The sequence below is a fragment of the Variovorax sp. FG153 genome (assembly GCF_057809595.1).
The window spans coordinates 107495-127349 of the sequence record NZ_JBMDKG010000013.1 but is presented as its reverse complement, the minus strand read 5'-3'; the positions used below and the strand labels follow the sequence as shown (position 1 = coordinate 127349).

Annotated in this window: 17 protein-coding genes; 11 read left to right on the top strand and 6 right to left on the bottom strand. The window is 71.5% G+C overall.

All coding sequences use genetic code 11. From position 1 onward, the window contains the following. Window positions 1-10: 10 nt before the first annotated feature. The gene (gene urtE, locus ACODT0_RS16565) at window positions 11-703 is read left to right on the top strand and encodes an urea ABC transporter ATP-binding subunit UrtE (protein WP_057594408.1); all 693 of its coding nucleotides are present in this window, start codon (window positions 11-13) and stop codon (window positions 701-703) included. Window positions 704-707: 4 nt separating this feature from the next. On the opposite strand, the gene ACODT0_RS16560 is transcribed toward urtE, so the two are convergent. Beyond that, a complete protein-coding gene (locus ACODT0_RS16560) occupies window positions 708-1529 on the bottom strand; it encodes an IclR family transcriptional regulator (protein ID WP_261210718.1) in 822 nt (273 codons plus the stop codon). Window positions 1530-1626: 97 nt separating this feature from the next. Between ACODT0_RS16560 and ACODT0_RS16555 the strand changes: the two genes are divergently transcribed. The 5 genes from ACODT0_RS16555 (at window position 1627) to ACODT0_RS16535 (ending at window position 6685) form a co-directional block, all read left to right on the top strand. Then, window positions 1627-2412, top strand: a complete 786-nt coding sequence (locus tag ACODT0_RS16555) for an enoyl-CoA hydratase-related protein (protein ID WP_489041749.1) — start codon at window positions 1627-1629, stop codon at window positions 2410-2412. Between the two features lie 3 nt (window positions 2413-2415). Continuing rightward, on the top strand, window positions 2416-3576 hold the full coding sequence (locus ACODT0_RS16550; RefSeq protein ID WP_489041748.1) for a CaiB/BaiF CoA transferase family protein: 1161 nt from the start codon (window positions 2416-2418) through the stop codon (window positions 3574-3576). Between the two features lie 37 nt (window positions 3577-3613). After that, complete coding sequence (locus ACODT0_RS16545) at window positions 3614-4567, top strand: Bug family tripartite tricarboxylate transporter substrate binding protein (RefSeq protein ID WP_489041747.1); 954 nt, start codon at window positions 3614-3616, stop codon at window positions 4565-4567. Beyond that, a complete protein-coding gene (locus tag ACODT0_RS16540; protein WP_489041746.1) occupies window positions 4564-5322 on the top strand; it encodes an enoyl-CoA hydratase/isomerase family protein in 759 nt (252 codons plus the stop codon). Before ACODT0_RS16545 ends, ACODT0_RS16540 begins: the two co-directional genes overlap by 4 nt. 118 nt (window positions 5323-5440) lie before the next feature. Beyond that, complete coding sequence (locus ACODT0_RS16535) at window positions 5441-6685, top strand: MFS transporter (RefSeq protein ID WP_082321706.1); 1245 nt, start codon at window positions 5441-5443, stop codon at window positions 6683-6685. Between the two features lie 4 nt (window positions 6686-6689). Here the strand turns inward: ACODT0_RS16535 and ACODT0_RS16530 are convergent, their stop codons facing one another. The 4 genes from ACODT0_RS16530 to ACODT0_RS16515 form a co-directional block, all read right to left on the bottom strand. Continuing rightward, complete coding sequence (locus ACODT0_RS16530) at window positions 6690-8612, bottom strand: esterase/lipase family protein (protein ID WP_489041745.1); 1923 nt, start codon at window positions 8610-8612, stop codon at window positions 6690-6692. A 2-nt stretch (window positions 8613-8614) separates the two neighbouring features. Continuing rightward, window positions 8615-9673, bottom strand: coding sequence for an Lnb N-terminal periplasmic domain-containing protein (locus tag ACODT0_RS16525; protein ID WP_489041744.1), 1059 nt, complete (start codon window positions 9671-9673; stop codon window positions 8615-8617). 115 nt (window positions 9674-9788) lie between these two features. Further along, a complete protein-coding gene (locus ACODT0_RS16520; RefSeq protein ID WP_261210725.1) occupies window positions 9789-10448 on the bottom strand; it encodes an anti-sigma factor family protein in 660 nt (219 codons plus the stop codon). Next, complete coding sequence (locus tag ACODT0_RS16515; RefSeq protein ID WP_489041743.1) at window positions 10435-10998, bottom strand: sigma-70 family RNA polymerase sigma factor; 564 nt, start codon at window positions 10996-10998, stop codon at window positions 10435-10437. The genes ACODT0_RS16520 and ACODT0_RS16515 overlap by 14 nt, the downstream gene beginning before the upstream one ends. Before the next feature lie 143 nt (window positions 10999-11141). Between ACODT0_RS16515 and ACODT0_RS16510 the strand changes: the two genes are divergently transcribed. Both ACODT0_RS16510 and ACODT0_RS16505 read left to right on the top strand, forming a co-directional pair. Next, complete coding sequence (locus tag ACODT0_RS16510; RefSeq protein ID WP_489041742.1) at window positions 11142-12383, top strand: YVTN family beta-propeller repeat protein; 1242 nt, start codon at window positions 11142-11144, stop codon at window positions 12381-12383. An 86-nt stretch (window positions 12384-12469) separates the two neighbouring features. Next, entirely contained in the window at window positions 12470-13480 is a 1011-nt protein-coding gene (locus tag ACODT0_RS16505) for an aldo/keto reductase (protein ID WP_057594399.1), read from the top strand. A 24-nt stretch (window positions 13481-13504) separates the two neighbouring features. Here the strand turns inward: ACODT0_RS16505 and ACODT0_RS16500 are convergent, their stop codons facing one another. Beyond that, the gene (locus ACODT0_RS16500) at window positions 13505-13750 is read right to left on the bottom strand and encodes a hypothetical protein (protein ID WP_422096110.1); all 246 of its coding nucleotides are present in this window, start codon (window positions 13748-13750) and stop codon (window positions 13505-13507) included. A 168-nt stretch (window positions 13751-13918) separates the two neighbouring features. Between ACODT0_RS16500 and ACODT0_RS16495 the strand changes: the two genes are divergently transcribed. The 3 genes from ACODT0_RS16495 to ACODT0_RS16485 are packed head-to-tail and all read left to right on the top strand — an operon-like array spanning window position 13919 to window position 19843. After that, a complete protein-coding gene (locus ACODT0_RS16495; RefSeq protein ID WP_261210728.1) occupies window positions 13919-15427 on the top strand; it encodes an efflux transporter outer membrane subunit in 1509 nt (502 codons plus the stop codon). 4 nt (window positions 15428-15431) lie between these two features. Then, complete coding sequence (locus tag ACODT0_RS16490; RefSeq protein ID WP_489041741.1) at window positions 15432-16676, top strand: efflux RND transporter periplasmic adaptor subunit; 1245 nt, start codon at window positions 15432-15434, stop codon at window positions 16674-16676. Then, window positions 16673-19843, top strand: coding sequence for an efflux RND transporter permease subunit (locus ACODT0_RS16485; RefSeq protein ID WP_261210730.1), 3171 nt, complete (start codon window positions 16673-16675; stop codon window positions 19841-19843). The genes ACODT0_RS16490 and ACODT0_RS16485 overlap by 4 nt, the downstream gene beginning before the upstream one ends. Window positions 19844-19855 lie beyond the last annotated feature (12 nt).

The window sequence follows — 19855 nt, the reverse complement described above, 5'->3', positions numbered from 1 at the left end:
AAACCACGCCATGCTGACAGTCAAGAACATCCACCAGTACTACGGCGGCTCCCACATCCTGCGCGACGTGAGCTTCGAGGCCACGCTGGGCAAGGTCACGGTGCTGCTGGGCCGCAACGGCGTGGGCAAGACCACGCTGCTGAAGTCGCTGATGGGCCTGGTGCCGATCAAGAGCGGCAGCATCGAGCTCGAGGGCCGGCCAATCCACAAGGCCACGCCCTACGACCGCGCGCGCGCGGGCATCGGCTTCGTGCCGCAGGGCCGCGAGATCTTCGCGCGCCTCACGGTGGAGGAGAACCTGCGCATGGGCCTGGCCTACAAGCGCGGCGGCACGCCGATCCCGGCCGAGCTGTTCGAGCTGTTCCCGGTGCTCAAGCAGATGATCGGGCGCCGCGGCGGCGACCTCTCGGGCGGCCAGCAGCAGCAGCTCGCGATCGCGCGCGCGCTCGCGCCCAAGCCGAAGCTGCTGATCCTCGACGAGCCCACCGAGGGCATCCAGCCGAGCATCATCAAGGACATCGGCCGCGTGATCCGCATGCTGGCCGACCGCGGCGACATGGCGATCGTGCTGTGCGAGCAGTACTACGACTTCGCGCAGGAGCTGGCCGACGACTACCTCGTGATGGAGCGCGGCGAGGTGATCGCGCGCGGCCTCGGCAAGGACATGGAGGCGCAGGGCGTGCGCCAGCTCGTGGCGATCTGACGCTTCAGCGCGCCCAGTCGCGGCGCAGGTCGGCCGCGAGGCGCAGCAGCAGTTGCGCGTGCGCCTCGATGGCGTCGGCCGACACTTCCTCCGCGGTGGGAAAGCTCACGTTCATCGCATAGAGGCTGCCCGAGGGCGCGCGCAGCGGCAGCGCCACCGCGGTCATGCCAGCGGCCCAGTTCGCGTGACAGAAACCGCGCTCGCGCACCGCCTCGAGCGCGGCCTCCACCCGCGGCTGCAGCACGCGCCATTCGGCGCCGTGCGCCTGCCGCAGCCGGCCCAGCAGGGCCTTGCGCTCGCCCGGCTGCATGCCGGCGAGGAAGGCGCAGCCCAGCGAGGTGCTCGCGATCGGGATCCGCGAGCCCGAGAGGATGCGCCGGAAGATCCCGAGCCGGCTCAGTCGCACCGATTCCAGGTAGACCATCTCGAGCTGGTCGGCCACCGCGAGGCCGACGTTGACGCGCCGGCCCTCGGCCAGCGCGCGCATCAGCGGCAGTGCGCGCGCCAGCGTGGCCTCCGAGCTGCGGAAGGACAGCGCGAGGCTCAGGCAGGCGGCCGTGAGGCGGTAGCCGCGCTGCTCGAGGTCGTAGGCGAGAAAACCCGCATCCACCAGCGAACGCGTGAGCCGGCTGACCGTGGGCCGCGGCAGCTGCGCGCGGTCGGCCAGCTCGGCGTTGGTCAGCACGTCCACGCCATGCCGGAAGGCGCGCAGCAGCGCGAGGCCGCGTTCGAGCGAATGGCTGCCGGGCGTGCTGCGCACGAAGGTGCCGGTGGCCTGCGTGCGGGCGCGCGTCGAGCCGGCGGTGGAAGGGCGGGGCGTGGCCATGATTTCGTTCTCCGAAATTCTAAGGTTGTGGCCGCCGGAGCCCGCCGGAATACTGGCCGCATGCCCATCGCAGGGCCCAACGGACCAGGAGACACGCTTGGATTTCACGCAACTGAGGTACGCGGCGATCGGCCGCGTGGCCTCGATCACCTTCGACCGGCCCGACCGGCTCAATGCCTGGACGCCCACGCTCGAGGCCGAGCTGCGCGCGGCCATCGCGCATGCCGAAGCCGACGACGCGGTGCGCGCCATCGTGCTCAGCGGCGCCGGCCGCGCCTTCTGCGCCGGCATGGACATGGCGGTGCTGTCCGACCCGGGCCGGCCGCCCGTGCCGCAGGCCGAGTCCGACGACGACGCGGCGCAGCGCTACGGCTACCTCGGCGCGCTCGCCAAGCCGCTGATCGCCGCGATCAACGGCGCGGCCGCGGGCGTGGGCCTGTGCATCGCGCTGCATGCCGACCTGCGCTACGTGGCGGCTGGCGCGAAGCTCACGCTGCCCTATGCGCGCCGCGGCCTGGTGGCCGAGCACGGCACGGCCTGGCTGCTGCCGCGGCTGATCGGGCCGATGCATGCGGCCGACCTGCTGCTGACCGGCCGCACCTTGCAGGCCGAGGAGGCCGATCGCATGGGACTGGCCTGCCTGCTGCCGGCCGAAGGCTTTCTCGATGCGGTGCTCGCGCGCGCCACCGAGATCGCCGAGCTGAGTTCGCCGCGCGCGGTGCGCATCATCAAGCGGCAGCTGGTCGAGGCCCGCTACCAGACCCTCGGGCAGGCCACGCGCGTGGCCGACCGCGAGATCGCGGCCTGCCGCGACACCGAGGATTTCCGCGAGGGCGTGCGGCACTTCGTCGAGAAGCGCGCGCCCCATTTCACGGGACGCTGAAGCATGACGGACGACACGAACGCCAACACCGCGCTGCCGCTGGCCGGCATCAAGGTCATCGAGCTCGGACAGAACATCGCCGGGCCCTACGCGGGCGAGATCCTGTCCTCGCTCGGCGCCGAGGTGGTGAAGATCGAGCGGCCCGGCACGGGCGACGACGCGCGCGGCTGGGGCCCGCCGTTCTGGCGCGGCACCGCGACCACCTTCCAGGCCATGAACCACGGCAAGAAGAGCATCGCGCTCGACCTCAAGGACCCGGCGCAGGCGCAATGGCTGCGCGAGCGCGCGGCCGAGGCCGACGTGTTCGTGCAGAACATGCGGCCCGGCTCGCTCGAGGAACTGGGGCTCGGCGCCGAAGCGCTGCGCGCGCTCAACCCGCGGCTGGTGTACTGCTCGCTCTGGGCCTTCGGCCACAAGGGACCGATGCGCCTCGCGCCGGGCTACGAGCCGATGGTGCAGGCCTTCGCGGGCATCTTCAGCATCAACGGCGCAGAGAGCGGGCCGCCGGCGCGCGTGGGCATGCAGGTGCTCGACCTCGGCACCGGCGTCTGGGCCGCGCTGGGCTGCATCGCGGCATTGCTGCGCCGCGCTTCGACCGGGCAGGGCTGCATGGTCGACACCTCGCTGTTCGAGACCGCGCTGGGCTGGCTGCAGGTGATGATGGCCGGCTTCCATGCCACCGGGAAGCAGCCCGAGCGGCACCGCAGCGGCAATCCCAACGTGGTGGTGTTCCAGGCGCTGCCGACCGGGGACGGCGAGATCGTGGTGGCCGCGGCCAACGACCGGCTGTTCGCCAAGCTCGCGCGCGCGGCCGGCCACGAGGAATGGACGCGCGATGAGCGCTTCGCGAGCAATGCGCTGCGCGTGCAGCACAAGGCGCTGCTGATCCCCGCGCTCGAGGCGGTGTTCCGCACGCGCTCGACGCAGCAGTGGCTCGAGGCGCTCGAGGCCCTGGGCATTCCCTGCGCGCCGATCCAGGACTTCGCGCAGGTGCTCGCGCAGCCGCAGACCGAGGCCATCGGCATCCTGCAGACCATTCCCGGCGAGGAGCTGCGCATCGTCGGGCTGCCGCTGTCCTTCGATGGCGAGCGGCCGCGGGTGCGGCACCGCGCGCCCGGCGTGGGCGAGCACAACGAGGCGCTCGGCGCGAAGGCCCCGGGCTGAGCGCGCACTTCCAACGACACGAACAACAGGAGACGACATGCAGAGAAGACAGTGCCTCGCCGCGCTCGCGGCCTTGCCGTTCGCGGCCGCGATGGCGGCGGACAACAACAAGCCGATCCAGATCGTCGTGCCCTTCGGCCCCGGCGGCTCGGGCGACATCTCGGCGCGCATGCTGGCCGAGTTCCTCACGCGCAAGACCGGCCGCGCGGTGGTGGTCGACAACCGACCCGGCGGCAACGGCATCATCGGCGTGGAGGCGGTGCGCAACGCGCCGGCCGACGGCTCGGTGCTGCTGCTGGCCACCACCTCCACGCACCTGGCCAACCCCAGCCTGTTCCGCAAGCTGCCCTACGACCCCGGGCGCGACTTCCGGCTGGTCGGCTCCTTCGGGCCCGGCTCCACCTACATGCTGGTGCGGCCCGACGCGTCCTACAGGACGCTGCAGGACTTCGTCGCCGCCGCGAAGAAGGCGCCGGGCACGATCAACTACGGCCACTTCAATGCCACCTCCAAGGTCACGGCCGCGCTGTTCGCGCACGAGGCCGGCATCGAGCTCGCGGCGATTCCGTACAAGCAGGTGAGCCAGGCGATGTCGGAGCTGATCGCGGGCCAGATCCAGGTGGTGTTCACCGACACCGTGGCCGGCGATGCCTTCGTGGCCTCGGGCCAGTTGCGCGCGCTCGCGGTGCACAGCGACGCGCGGCTCAAGCGCTATCCCGAGCTGCCGCTGATCGCCGAGAGCTATCCGGGCTTCAGCATCCGCGGCGGCTTCCTCGGCATCGCGGTGCCGGCCGCCACGCCGGCGGCGCTGCAGCAGCAGCTCAACCAGTGGATCAACGAGGCCGTGACCACCGACCCGATCCGCGCGCGGCTCGAGGGCTTCGCCTTCGCGCCCGCGAAGGTCAGCCTGGCCGAGCTCGCGAGCTTCGAGCGCCAGGAGCGCGAGAAGTGGAAGGGCTACGTCGACATCGCGAAGCTGGAGGTGCAATGAGCGCGGTCGCTTCGGTGGAATCGGGCCATGGGCACGTGGCGCTGCTCGAGCTGCGGCGCGCGCCGTTCAACTACCTCGACGTGGCGCTGCTGCGCGAACTGGCCGACCGGCTCGCGCAGCTCGATGCCGATCCCGAGTGCCGCGTCGTCGTGCTGGCCGCCGAAGGCAGGGCCTTCAGCGCGGGCGCCGACTTCAGCGGCAAGGACGATGCGCGCGATCCCGCGCCGCTCTACGAGCAGGCCATGCGCCTGTTCGGCAACGCCAAGCCGCTGGTGGCCGCGGTGCATGGCCCGGCCATCGGCGCCGGGCTCGGCCTCGCGCTGGCGGCCGACTTCCGCGTGGGCTGCGCCGAGGCACGCTTCAGCGCCAACTTCAACCGCCTCGGTTTCCATCCGGGCTTCGGCCTGAGCCTGACCTTGCCGCGCCTGGTCGGCGCGCAGCAGGCCGCGCTGCTGTTCTACACCGGGCGCCGCATCGGCGGCGAGGAGGCGCTGCGCATCGGGCTGATCGACCAGCTGGTGCCGGCCGATGAAGTGCGCACCAGCGCGCTGGCGCTCGCGGCCGAGATCGCGCTGTCGGCCCCGCTCGCGGTGGAATCGACGCGCGCGACCTTGCGGCGCGGCCTGGCCGAGGCGGTGGCCGCGGCGAACCGGCACGAGCGCGAGCTGCAGTGCGTGCAGTTCGCGAGCGAGGACTTCAAGGAGGGCGTGCAGGCCATGGCCGAACGCCGCGCGCCGCGCTTCCTGCGCCGCTGAGCGGCAGGGGCAAAAAGGTATCGGGCGGGGCGCAAGCCTTCATCAGCGCGCGTTAAGGGTTTACCCTAAAATCGGGCTTTGCCCGCGCTCGCCGGGCATCCCCCCAGGAGCTCCGGCCTTGAACGCCCCACCATCCGCCCTCGAAGGCGCGGACACCCCCGCCATCCCGCCCGTCTCGTCGGCCCGGTTCCTGCGCGCCGTGCTCGCGCTCGGTGTCGGCGGCTTCGCCATCGGCACCGGCGAGTTCGTGATCATGGGCCTCTTGCCCGAGGTCGCGAACGACATCGCCGTCAGCATCCCGCAGGCAGGCCACGTGATCAGCGCCTATGCGCTGGGCGTGGTCATCGGCGCGCCCGTGCTCGCGGTGCTCGCGGCCGGCTGGCGCCGCCGCGCCTTGCTGATCGCGCTGATGGCCGTGTTCGCGGCCGGCAACTTCGCGAGCGCGATGGCGCCCGGCTACACCTCGCTGAACCTGCTGCGCTTCGCGACCGGGCTGCCGCACGGCACCTACTTCGGCGTGGCCGCGCTGGTGGCCGCCACGCTCGCGCCGCCCGGGCGCCGCGCGCGCGCCGTGGGGCTGGTGATGCTGGGACTCACGGGCGCCACGCTGGTCGGCGTGCCGATCGCGGCCTGGCTCGGCCAGCTGTTCGGCTGGCGCGCGGCCTTCGTGTTCGTGGGCGTGATCGCGCTCATCGCCGTGGTGCTGCTGCGCCGCGACATCCCCGACCTCGCCGCGCCCGCGGGCGCCAGCCCCTGGCGCGAACTCGGCGCGCTCAAGCGCAAGCAGGTCTGGTTCACGCTGGGCATCGGCGCCATCGGCTTCGGCGGCATGTTCTCGGTGTTCAGCTACATCAAGCCCACGCTGATCGAGGTGGCCGGCATGCCGCTGGGCGGCGTGCCCTTCGTGCTCGCGCTGTTCGGGCTCGGCATGGTGGTCGGCAACCTGGTTGGCGCGCGGCTGGCCGACAAGTCGCTGATGCGCACCATCGGCGGTCTGATGGCTTATGCGGCGCTGGTGCTGGCGCTGTTCGTCTTCTCGGCCCACAACATCTACACCGCGGGCTTCAACGTGTTCCTGATCGGCACCACCGTGGCCATCGGCCCGGCGCTGCAGATCCGGCTGATGGACGTGGCCGGCGATGCGCAGACCCTGGCGGCCGCGCTCAACCACTCGGCCTTCAACATGGCCAATGCGCTCGGCGCCTGGCTCGGCGGCGTGGCGATCGCCGCGGGCCTGGGCTGGACCTCGACCGGCTGGGTCGGCGCGCTGCTCGCGCTCGCGGGCATGGGCGTCTTCTGCTGGGCCGTGGCGAGCGCGCGCGCCGATGCGCGGCGGCCGCGCGTGGCGGCCTGCGAAGGCTGAAGTCCTAGCGCGGCTGCAGCTGCTCGCGCAGGATGCGCCGGATCTCGAGGATCGCGAGCGGGTTCTCCTGCACGCTGTGCGCCGACGGGATCACCAGCTCCGAGGCCGCGCCGTCGAGGTGCGCGCTGGCATAGGGCACGATGCCGTCGCTCGACAGGGCCTGCGCCAGGCCCGGCGTGTCGTTGCCGATGATCGAGTGGAAGCGCACGCGCGGATTCATCGGCAGGCCCGAGGAGAGCCGCACGAAGGGATCGCGGTCGCTGAGGTTGTCGATGCTGTTGGGAATGCGCAGCGGCCCCGCGTCCTGCCGGCCCGGCGCGATGCGGATCAGCTCGCGCGAGATGTCGCTCAACTGCCCCAGCATCGCCACCGGCAGCGTGATCAGGTTGGCGACCCAGCGCGAGATGCGGTTGTTGGCGAAGTCGGTGCCGCGGTGCGGCGAGGCGATGAAGATCGCGTCGCTGACCTGCGGCAGCGGCTCGAAGCGCAGGTAGGGCGCGAGCTTCTCCTCGATGCGCCGCTGCTGCGCGCCCGGCATCGGGTAGCTGGCCAGCAGCGCGTCCCAGAGCTTGTCCTGCGACGACGACACCATCAGCCGCGACAGCACGCCGCCCATGCTGTGGCCGATCAGCGTGATGTTCTGCGAGGCCGGGGCCTGGCCCGTGGGATCGAAGTGCTGCAGCGTCTGCGTCACGGCCTCGCGGATCGCGAAGTTGTTGAGCGGCAGCGGCGCATTGGTCGGGTAGTAGACCTGCCAGATCTGGTAGCGGCGGCGCAGCGTCTCGTCGCCGAGCACCTCGTTGGCCACGTTGATCCAGGCCTCGGGGCTGCTCGCGAGGCCGTGCAGCATGATGACCGTGCGGCGCTCCGGGTCGTAGGGCTGCATCAGGTAGATGCGCGGCTGCGTGAGTCCGTCGCGGCCGCCGAACAGGCTGCGCAGCGCCTGCAGCGCGAAGTCGGAGCGGGCCAGCCACAGGCCGTAGCCCGAGGTGAAGTTGGCGGCCAGCGGCACCTCCTGCCCGGCCAGCTGCACGTTGGCGGTGCGGTAAGGGTCGTAGGCCGCGATGCGGAGCCTGCGTGTGGCCAGCACCTCGGCGAGGTTGCCGCCCTCGAACAGCAGCAGCGCGGTGACGGCGGGGAAGGGCATCTCGCGGTAGGGCGGGCTCGGCTCGGCGGTATCGCGCGCGGGCGCCTTCTCGTCGGTGCGCTGGCTGTCGGCCGCCACCAGCTCGGCGCCGAAGCCGTCGCGCCGGTAGGTGTTGCGCAGGCCCGAGAAGGTCAGCGAGGCGGCGGGGATCAGCTCGTCGGGCAGCGGCGCGTCGGCGGGCAGGCGCAGGCCCGACACGTCGGCCTCGATGCGCCAGTCGCCCACGCGCGGCACCTGCGGTTGGGCCGCGCCGTTGCGCCGCGCGCCGCGGTACAGGCCCGTGATGGCCTGCTGCACCGCGTAGTTGTAGTAGTCGCGCACCTGCGTCTGCCGGTCCTCGAAGGCACGGTCGCGCGGCTTGCGCGCGGTGAAGAACAGGTAGGCATAGGCATGGCGCGCGCTCTCGAGCCAGGCCTCGATGGCGGCGGTGTCGGCGCTCGAGCCCGGCGGCGTCGCGCTGCCGCTCTTGTCGGCCGCGATCGCCACCTGCAGCCACACCTCCGACAGCGCCGACAGCCGCTGCTCGTCGCTCAGGCCCGGCGAGTCGGCCAGCGCATTGCGGCAGGCCGGGCCGTCCTTGCCGCACAGCTCGGCATCGGAGCCGATCACGCGCAGCACCTCCTCGGCCGAGGTGCTGAGCCGGCCCGTGGTGAGCACGTCGCCGCGGCGCTGCGCGAGGTATTCGGCGGGCGAGATCGAGCCCACCTTCACGCCCGCGCAGCCCGCGAGCAGCGCGGCGGCACACAGCAGGGCCGCCAGGCAGGGAAGACGCGCGCGCATCGTCACGGGGCCTCGGCGCCCGGCAGCCCCTGCCGGATCGCGCGCGAGAAATCGACGCCCGGAGTGGCATCGCTCGCGATCGCGCGCTGCGTGATGCGTCCGTCCGCGCGCAGCGCATCGAGGCGGTAGCCCGGCGTCAGCCCGCCCACGTCGTACAGGTAGTCGGGCAGGTAGCCCGAGGCCAGCAGCCGCCAGTCCATCGGCAGGCCCGGCACGATGCGCCTGGCGAGGTCGTAGACGATGGTGGTGCAGTTGGCCGTGAGCGTGTTGTAGAAGCTCGGCGCGCGCAGCAGCGCGGCGCTCTGGTCGAGATAGGCCAGAAACAGCGAGCGCATCTCGGCCTGTGGCAGCCGCACGCGGTACATGTGGACGTCCTCGCCGCGCACGTTGGTGCGCACGCGCAGCACGTCGCGCTCCTCGGCCGCGACCAGGCTCAGCTCGAAGCGCCGGAAGAAGCCCCCGATCGACGAGAAGCTCTCGCCGCGCTCCTTGCGGATCTCGATCGAGAAGGTGAGGAAGCGGCCGTCGTCGAAGCCGAAGGACACCAGCGTGTGCGCGATCGCCGGGCCCATCCAGTACGAGACCGAGACGTCGACCGAGCGCAGGCGCTCAAGGTCGTAGCGGCGCGTTTCCCAGCGCGGCGTGTAGTCGGTGTCGCTGCGCCAGTCAAAGTTGCGCACGTTCTCGAGCGTGACCACGTTGCCGTCGACGCGCGCCACCAGCTGGCGCGCGACGTCGTCGGCCCAGTCGCGCTGCTGCAGCGGCACGATGGTGTTCCACCAGCCCAGCAGCAGCGCGAAGCCGGCCGCGTAGGACAGCAGGGCGCGCGCGGCCCGGCCGCGCCACAGCAGTACCAGGGCCGCGAGGCCGAAGCCGCTCCAGAGCACGGCGGCGGCGACCTTGCCCGTCTCGCCCACGGGCAACTGGTACCAGAGCGCGAGGCAGGCCCAGCCCGTCGACAGCAGCAGCACCAGCGAGGCCGCGACGCGGCCGACGATGCGCAGCAAGGTCCGGAACCCGGCGGTGGAATGCGTGATGGCTGGGGAGGGGGAGGGGCTCATTCGGGAAACGCGTGGATCGCCGCCGAGCTTAAACGCAGTCCCGCGCGCCGACCACGACCGCGCGCGGTGTGCCGAAACGAAGACCGGATCGGCGGCCCGATCCCGTCTTCAGCCGCTAAGGGCGCACCGCCGTCCTCGCATGCAGCAGCGCCGCGAAGTGGCGCAGCTCGGCCGCGTTGAGGTCCGACACGGCCCAGGCCTGCATGCCGCCCTGGGTCCAGTGCGCGAGCTGGTAGCCCTGCCGCGTCGAGAAGGCCGGGGCCTGTGGCTTCTCATCGACCGCGGGCCAGACGAAGACATTGATGACATGCGGGCCCGAGCGATAGACCAGCGCCGCCACCGTGCGCCCGTCGAGGTAGTCGAGCCGCCCGCCCGTCAGCGCGAAGCCCTCGGCGGCGAGGTCCACCACCGGCGGCGAGAAGTCGAGCTTGCCGGCGAACCAGGGCTTGACCGTGTGCTGGTCGGTGGAGGCCACGTCGGCCAGGTGCGAGGCCATCAGCGAGCGCACGTGGTTGGCCGTGACCTGCGCGCCCAGCAGCTCCAGGGGCGCCGGCGATGCCAGCAGCACCAGCGCCAGGCCCCAGGCCGCGGCCGCGCCGGTTCCGAACCCGAGCAGGCCCTGCCACCAGCCGTGACGGCGCGGCGCCGGCGTTGCGGGTGCGCCGGCCTCGGCGCGCACCGACAGCGCGATGCGCTCGGCCAGGCCGGCGGGCGGCGCATGGCGCGTGGCGTGCTGTCGCATCAGCGCTCCCAGCTCGTCGTCAGGAATTGGCATGCCGTGTCCTTTCCCGCGCCGGGCCCGGGCGCTCGTCGCGCAGGCTCTCGCGCAGCAGGGCCCGCGCGCGCGACAGCCGCGACATCACGGTGCCCAGCGGCACGCCGGCGATGCGTGCGATGTCTTCATAGCGCAGCTCCTCCAGTTCGCGCAGCACGATCGCTTCGCGGTAGACCGCGGGCAGGGCGTCGATCGCTGCATTGACGCGCTCGCCCTGCACGCGCCGCTCCCACAGCCGCGCGGGATCGCCGGCCTCCGGCGCCGTCGCGTCGGCCGACTCGCTGTCGCGCAGCTCGTCGAACTCCACCTGGTCGGCCAGCTGCCGGTTCTGCCGCATCCAGTCGTAGCACGCGTTGCGCACGATGCCCAGCAGCCAGGGCCGCGCGTTCTCGCCGCGCAGCCCGTCGAAGAAACGGAAAGCCCGCAGGTAGGCCTCCTGCACCGCGTCCTCGGCCAGGCGGTCGTCGCGCAGCAGCCAGCGCGCGAGATTCCAGGCCGCATCGAGATGCGGCAGGGCGGCGGCTTCGAACTGGCGGGTGCGGTCGGTCAAGGGACGTGCTTTGGGGGCATGACGCGGCGGGCGCGCGTTTTATTCCAGCCCTGCGCGAAAAAATTTCGGGGAATAGACGAAGGGCACCGCGCGTCATGCCCTGTGCCGATTCTCTTCCTCTCTTCCTTCAGGAGTCTTTCCCCATGACCGCCTTTCCAGGATTCGCACGCCTGCTCGCCGTTCTCGCGGCCTCCGGCGCCCTGGCCTTCCCGGCGCTGGCCGCCGGCCCCAAGGCCTACGTCGGCAACTTCAAGGACAGCACGCTCAGCGTGATCGACACCGGCAGCGAGCGCGTGCTCGCCACCGTGCCGGTGGCCGCGGGGCCCGACGGCATCGTGATCTCCCCGAACGGCCAACGCGTGTTCGTCAGCGGCTCCAGCGCCTCGGCGGTGAGCGAGATCGACGCCGCGACCGACCGCGTGACGCACACCATCGAGGTCGGCCAGGGACCGCAGGGCCTGGCCACCACGGCCGATGGCCGCTGGGTGCTGGTGGCCGTCAACGGCGACGACCGCGTGGCCTTCATCGACACCGCGACCCATGCCGTGGCCGCGAGCGTGGCCGTGCCCAAGCCGCACACCATCGCCGTGCGCCCCGATGGCCGTCAGGCCTACGTGGCCTCGCAGGCGCCGGGCCATTTCGCGCTCGTGGTGCTCGACCTGGCGACGCGCAAGGCGGTCTCGGAGATCGCGCTCGACAAGCCGCCGCGCGACCTCGAGTTCGGCCCCGACGGCAAGGCGCTCTACCTGACGCTCGCGGGCGTGCCCGCGGTGCAGGTGCTGGATGCGGCCACCAATCAGTGGCTGGCACCGATCCCCACCGGCGTGTCGCCCCACATCGCGCAGCACTTCGCGGGCATGGCGAGCGGCGTGGTCGTGGTGCAGGGGCCGGGCGAGGTGATGCTGTTCGATCCCGCGACGCGCACGCCGGGCCGCAGCATCGCCGTGGGCAAGCAGCCGCACTGGCTCGACATCTCGGCCGACGGCGGGAAGCTGTGGGTCAGCAACGAGGGCTCGAACGACGTCAGCGTGATCGACCTGGCCGGGGGGCCGTCGCACACGGTGGCGGTCGGCAATGCGCCGCGCAAGGTGGCGCTGCAGCGCGGCGCGCCGGCCGGGCACGCGGGCGGCTCGGCGCACGTGGCGATCCGCAACTTCGCCTTCGAGCCGGCGCAGATCACCGTGAAGGTGGGCCAGCCCGTGCGCTGGAAGAACGACGACGGCGCGCCCCATGGCGTGGTGTTCAGGAAGGGCGGCCCCGCGGGCATGGACCTGATGCTGCCGGGCCAGGACTTCACGCAGAGCTTCGACAAGCCCGGTGTCTACGACTATGCCTGCTCGGTGCATCCCTACATGACGGCACGCGTCACGGTGATTGCACCCTGACGTGCAGGCCTCGGGCGGCCTGCCTATGATGGTCGTGCAGCCACGCGCGCCTGCGCGGACCGGCCGTTTCACAGGAACCATCCACCATGAGCATTCCCACCACCCGCCTGGGCCGCACCGGCCTGACCGTCTCGCGGCTCGCGCTCGGCACCATGACCTTCGGCCTGCAGACCGACGAGGCCGTGTCGCACCGCATCCTCGACAAGGCCGCCGAGGGCGGCATCAACTTCCTCGACACCGCCGACGTCTACCCACTGGGCGGCACGGTCGAGACCACGGGCCGCACCGAGGAGATCATCGGCAACTGGCTCGAGAAGCAGGGCCCCGCGGGCCGCCGGCGCTTCGTGGTCGCGACCAAGGCGGTCAACAAAGTCGGTCCCAATCCCTGGGACCAGGGCGCTTCGCGCAAGCACCTGCTCGATGCCATCGACCTCTCGCTCAAGCGGCTGAAGACCGATCACGTCGATCTCTATCAGCTGCACATGGACGACCGCGAGACGCCGCTCGAGGAGAGCATCGAGGCGCTCGACACCATCGTGAAGTCGGGCCGCGCGCGCTATGTGGGCGTGTCGAACTTCCTGGCCTACCGGCTCGCGCGCGCGCTCGGCAAGGCCGACCTGCTGCGGCTCACGCGCTTCGTCTCGGTGCAGCCGCGCTACAGCCTGCTGTTCCGCGAGATCGAGCGCGAGCTGCTGCCGCTCGCGAGCGAGGAAGGCCTGGGCGTGATCCCCTACAACCCGCTGGCCGGCGGCCTGCTCACCGGCAAGTACAAGCCCGGCGCCAGCCCCGAGGCGAACACGCGCTTCACGCTCGGCACGGCCGGCAACATGTACCAGGACCGCTACTGGAACGAGCGCAGCTTCAACACCGTGACGCAGCTGCATGCGCTGGCCGACGAGGCGGGCGTGCCGCTCGCGACGCTGGCCGTGGCCTGGGTGATGGCGAACCCGCTGATCACCGCGCCGCTGCTCGGCGCGAGCCGGCCCGAGCAGCTCGACGCGACGCTCGCGGCGGCCGAGTACCAGCTCGACCCGGCGCTCAAGCAGAAGCTCGACGAGCTGACGGCCGAGTACCGCAAGGGCGACGCGCCGCGCTGAACGCGGCCGGCGCCGCCTTGCGCCTCAGCGCCAGCCGCGGTGCCAGCCCGCATGCGGGTTGTACCAGCCCCAGCCGTAGTGCGGGTGGTAGCGCCAGCCCCAGCCGGGGCCGGGCGAGACGTAGGTCGGGCCGACGATGGCCACGCCCACCGGCGGTTCGATCGGCGCGGCATACACGGCCGCGCCGTGCACCGGCCCCACCGGTGCCACCACGCAGGCACTGAGACTGGCCGCCGCGGCAAGGGCTGCGGCTATCGCTGCGAATTTCATGGGTCGCTCCTGTCAATGCGTTGTTGAAGACTTCGGCTTCTTCAATGCCGCGGGCGGTCCCGAAGCCGACGCGGCGGCGGTAAAGATTTCTTAGCGCGCGCCAACTGACAGCTTTGTCAGGAAGTCGACAGCGAGCGGTTGGAAGGCGGGTCCTAGAGTGGCCGCACCATGGCTCGCTTCGCCGCTCCCCCCTTCTCCGACCTTCCGCGCCGCGCCCTGCGCGCGCCCGCCGCGGCCGCGCTGGCCGCGCTGCTGCTCGCGGGCTGCGCGGTCGGCCCCGACTACGTGCGGCCGGCGATGGAACTGCCCGCGGCCTACAAGGAAGACGGCCCGTGGAAGACCGCCACGCCGCGGGCCATCGATCCCTCGCACCCCTGGTGGGAAGCCTTCGGCGACACCACGCTCAACGCGCTGGTGGTGCAGGCCAATGCCGCCAACCAGAACATCCGCCAGGCCGAGGCCCAGTACCGCGAGGCGCGCGCGCTGGCCTCGGCCGCGCGCGCCGGCTTCTATCCCACCCTCGGCCTGAACGCCGGCGCCAACCGCGCGCAGACCAACAGCACCGGCAGCATCGAGCGCCGCACCACCGACACCCTGGGCCTCGCCGCGAGCTGGGAGCCCGACGTCTGGGGCGCGGTGCGCCGCTCGGTCGAGGCCGGCGATGCCGGCACGCAGGCCAGCGCCGACGACCTCGCGGGCGCGCGCCTGAGCATCCAGACCACGCTGGCGCAGGACTACCTGCAGCTGCGCGCCATCGACCTGCAGCGCGCGCTCTATGCCACCACCACCGCCGCCTATGCGCGCGCGCTCGAGCTCACGCAGCACCAGTACGCGGCCGGCACCGTGCTGCGCTCCGACGTGGCACTGGCCGAGAGCCAGCTGCGCACCGCGCAGGCGCAGGGCGTGGACCTCGAGGCGCAGCGCGCCCAGCTCGAGCATGCGATCGCGGTGCTGACCGGCCAGGCGCCGGCACGCTTCTCGCTGGCCGCGCTGCCGGCCAGCGAGAACCCCGCGCTCGCCAATGCCGGCACGCTCGGCGTCCGGCTGCCGCTCGCGCCCGCGGGCCTGCCCTCGGAACTGCTCGAGCGCCGCCCCGACATCGCAGCGGCCGAGCGCCGCGTGCAGGCCGCCAATGCGCAGATCGGCGTGGCCAAGGCCGCCTACTTCCCGCAGATCGTGCTGAGCGCGAGCGGCGGCTTCAGCGCCGGCAAACTGGCTTCGCTGTTCGACACGCCGAGCCGCGTCTGGTCGCTGGGCGCGGTGCTCGCGCAGACCGTGTTCGACGGCGGCCTGCGCAAGGCCCACAGCGAGCAGGCCGTGGCCGCCTACGACGCCTCGGTCGCGCTCTACAAGCAGACCGTGCTCGGCGGCTTCCAGCAGGTCGAGGACAACCTCGCCACCCTGCGCGTGCTCGACCACGAATCGCAGTTGCAGGCGCAGGCCGTGCAGGCCGCGCAGACGGCCGAGCGCCTCGCGCTGGCCCAGTACCGCGCCGGCACCGCCACCTACCTGAGCGTGGTGACCGCGCAGCAGCTCTCGCTGACCAACCAGCGCACGGCAGCGCAACTGCTGGCGCGCCAGCTCGCCGCCAGCGTGGCGCTGATCGCGGCCACCGGGGGCGGCTGGCATGCCGATGCCGCCACCACCGCCGCCGCCGCAACGACTTCCGGAACCTGATGCCATGACGAATCCCGCCCCTTCCCACACCGGCCCCGCCAGCGACGACGCCGTTCCCCGCGCGCGACGCAGCGCCGCCTGGTTCGCCGTCGCCGCCCTCGTCGCCGTGCTCGGCGGCGGCGCCTGGACCCTGGGCCGCAAGGCCTCGGCTGCCACGCCCGAGGCCAAGGTGCCGCCGGTGCTGGTGACCACCGCGCCGGTGCGGGCGCAGGACGTGCAGGTCTACCGCAGCGGCATCGGCACCGTGGCCTCGATGGCCACCGTCACCGTCAAGGCGCGCATCGACGGCCAGCTCGACAAGGTCGGCTTCGTCGAGGGCCAGGACGTGAAGGCCGGCCAGATGCTCGCGCAGCTCGATCCGCGCACCCTGCAGGCCCAGCTCGCGCAGGCCCGCGCCACCCAGGCGCGCGACCAGGCGCAGCTCGGGAATGCGCGCGCCGACCTCGCGCGCTACACCACGCTGATCGCGCAGGACGCGGCCACGAAGCAGCAGCTCGACACCCAGAAGGCGCTGGTCGGCCAGCTCGAGGCCACGGTGCAGACCGATGCCGCGCAGGTGCAGTACGCCCAGGTGCAGCTGAGCTTCACGCGCATCGACGCGCCGATCGACGGCCGCGTGGGCGCGCGGCTGGTCGACCCCGGCAACATCGTCCATGCGGCCGACACCGGCGGGCTGGTGGTCATCAACCAGATCGACCCGATCGCGGTGCAGTTCACGCTGCCCGAGGACGCGGTGCAGGACATCAACCGGCTGCAACAGAAGGGCGCCGCGCCGCTCGCGGTGGTGGCCTACGACCGCGCCGGCACGCAGCAGCTGGGCACGGGCAAGCTGATCCTGCTCAACAACCAGATCGACACCACCAACGGCACGGTGCAGCTCAAGGGCAGCTTCGCCAATCCGCAGCACACCATGTGGCCCGGCCAGTACGTCAACGTGCGGCTGCAGCTCGACCGCCGCGCCGGCGCGCTGACCGTGCCGGCCGCCGCGGTGCAGCGAAGCCAGGACGGCACCTACGTCTGGGCCGTCGATGCCGAGAACAAGGCCAGCTCGGTGCCGGTGCACGTGGTGCAGATCGCCGACGGCACGGCCGTGCTCGACCAGGGCGTGGCCGCCGGTCAGCGCGTGGTGGTCGACGGCCAGTACAAGCTGCGGCCTGGCGCCACGGTGGCCGAGAACAGGACCGCGGCCAAGGCCGCGCCGCCGGCCGCCGCGGCCGGCGACAACAACGCGAGCGGGGTGCGCAATTGAGCATTTCCGCCGCCTTCATCAAGCGCCCGATCGGCACCACGCTGCTCGCGCTGGCCATCCTGCTGGTCGGCGCCGCGGTGTTTCCGCTGCTGCCGGTGGCGCCGCTGCCGCAGGTCGACTTCCCGACCATCCAGGTCTCGGCCAACCTGCCGGGCGCCAGTCCCGAGACCATGGCCTCGAACGTGGCGCAGCCGCTGGAGCGCCAGTTCTCGCTGATCGCGGGGCTGACGCAGATGACCTCGACCAGCGGCCTGGGCAGCACCCAGATCACGCTGCAGTTCGACCTCGACCGCAGCATCGACGCCGCCGCGCTCGACGTGCAGGCGGCCATCAACGCCTCCACCGGCCAGCTGCCGGCCAACCTGCCGAGCCCACCGACCTTCCGCAAGGTGAATCCGGCCGACTCGCCGATCCTGATCCTGTCGGTGCAGTCCAAGACGCTGCCGCTGACCGAGGTCAACGACTACGCCGACAACATCCTCGCGCAGCAGATCTCGCAGATCTCGGGCGTGGGCCTGGTCAACATCGGCGGCGCGCAGAAGCCCGCGGTGCGCATCCAGGTCGATCCGGCCAAGCTCGCGGCGCTGGGCCTGAGCCTGGAGGACGTGCGCACCGTGCTGTCCTCGGCCACCGTCAACGCGCCCAAGGGCACGATCGACGGGCCGAACCAGAGCTTCACCGTCTACACCAACGACCAGCTGCTCAAGGCCCAGCCCTGGAACGACGTGGTGCTGGCCTACCGCAACGGCGCGCCGATCCGGGTGCGCGACCTCGGCGTGGCGGTCGACGGCCCCGAGAACGCGAAGATCGCGGGCTGGGCCTATGCCGGCGCCGCCGCGCCCGCGGGCAGCACGGTGCAGAACGGCCGCTCGATCGTGCTGGCCATCACCAAGCAGCCCGGCGCCAACGTGATCGAGACGGTGGACCGCATCAATGCCGCGCTGCCGCGGCTCAAGGCCTCGATCCCGCCGACGGTGGACGTCAACGCCATCATCGACCGCACCCAGACCATCCGCGCCTCGGTCAAGGACGTGGAGTTCACGCTGCTCCTGACCATCGTGCTGGTGGTGGCCGTGATCTTCGTGTTCCTGCGCAACGTGGCGGCCACGCTGATCCCGAGCGTGACGGTGCCGCTCGCGATCCTCGGCACCGTGGCCATGATGTACCTGCTGGGCTACAGCCTCGACAACCTCTCGCTGATGGCGCTGACCATCGCGGTCGGCTTCGTGGTCGACGACGCCATCGTGATGCTCGAGAACATCTACCGCTACGTCGAGGAGGGCATGGCGCCGCTGGAGGCCGCCTACAAGGGCGCGGGCGAGATCGGCTTCACCATCGTCTCGATCTCGGTCTCGCTGATCGCGGTGTTCATCCCGCTGCTGCTGATGGGCGGCATCGTCGGGCGGCTGTTCCGCGAGTTCGCCGTCACCGTCACCCTGACCATCGTGGTGAGCGTGGTGATCTCGCTCACGCTCACGCCGATGCTGTGCTCGCGCTTCCTCAAGAACGAGCATGCGCGGCGCCACGGGCGGCTGTACCTGCTGTGCGAACGCGGCTTCGACGCCATGCTCGACGGCTACAAGCGCGGGCTGCACGTGGTGCTCGACCACCAGTTCATCACCTTGATGGTGTTCATCGCCACCGTGGTGGCCACGGGCGCGCTGTTCGTGGTGATCCCGAAGGGCTTCTTCCCGCAGCAGGACACGGGCTTCATCTCGGGCTTCGCCGAGTCGGCGCAGGATGCCTCCTTCGCCTCGATGAACGCGCGCATGCTCGAGCTGGCCGACGTGGTGCGCAAGGACCCCGACGTGACCGGCTTCGGCATGAACGGCAGCTCGTCGACCTACAACACCGGCAACTTCTTCATCAGCCTCAAGCCCAAGGACGAGGGCCGCACCGCCAATGCCGACGAGATCATCGCGCGGCTGCGCCCGCAGCTCGCGAAGGTGCAGGGCGTGAACCTGTTCCTGCAGGCCGGGCAGGACATCCGCGTGGGCGGGCGCTCCTCGCGCACGCAGTACCAGTACACGCTGACCGACTCGAACCTCGACGAGCTCAACACCTGGGCGCCGCGCCTTTTGGCCAAGCTGCGCCAGGTGCCCGAGGTGACCGACCTCGCGACCGACCAGCAGAACGCCGCCGCCTCGGCCGTGCTGACCATCGACCGCGACCGCGCATCGAGCTTCGGCATCTCGCCGGCCGCGATCGACGCCACGCTGTACGACGCCATCGGCCAGCGCCAGGTGGCGCAGTACTTCACGCAGCTCAACAGCTACCACGTGGTGCTCGAGGTGACGCCCGCGCTGCAGCAGGATCCGGCGCTGTTCGACAAGCTCTACCTGAGCGCACCGGCCACCGGCCAGCAGGTGCCGCTGTCGACCTTCGTGAAGGTCGACACCAGCAAGACCGCCTACCTCTCGATCAGCCACCAGGGCCAGTTCCCGGCCGTGACGATCTCGTTCAACCTCGCGCCCGGCGCCTCGCTGGGCCAGGCGGTCGACGCGATCAAGGCCGCGCAGTCCGAGATGGGCATGCCGCAGTCGCTGACCGGCGCCTTCCAGGGCACGGCCCAGGCCTTCCAGGATTCGCTGGCCTCGCAGCCCTATCTGATCGCGGCGGCGCTGGTGGCGGTCTACATCGTGCTGGGCCTGCTCTACGAGAGCTACATCCATCCGCTGACGATCCTCTCGACCCTGCCCTCGGCCGGTGTGGGGGCGCTGCTGATCCTGATGGCGGGCGGCTACGACCTCAGCGTGATCGCGCTGATCGGCATCATCCTGCTGATCGGCATCGTCAAGAAGAACGGGATCATGATGATCGACTTCGCGCTCAAGGCCGAGCGCGAACAGGGCATGAAGCCGCACGAGGCGATCTACCAGGCCTGCCTGCTGCGCTTCCGCCCGATCATGATGACCACCATGTGCGCGCTGCTCTCGGGCCTGCCGCTGATGCTGGGCCACGGCTCGGGCTCCGAGCTGCGCCGGCCGCTGGGCTACGCCATGGTCGGCGGGCTGGTACTCTCGCAGGCGCTCACGCTGTTCACCACGCCGGTGGTCTACCTCTACCTCGACCGCGCCCATTACTGGTACCTGCGCCGCAAGGAAGCGCGCATGGCCCGCAAGGCGGCCAAGGCCGGGGAGGCTCCCGCGCAGGTGCAGGGGCATTGAGCACCGGAGACC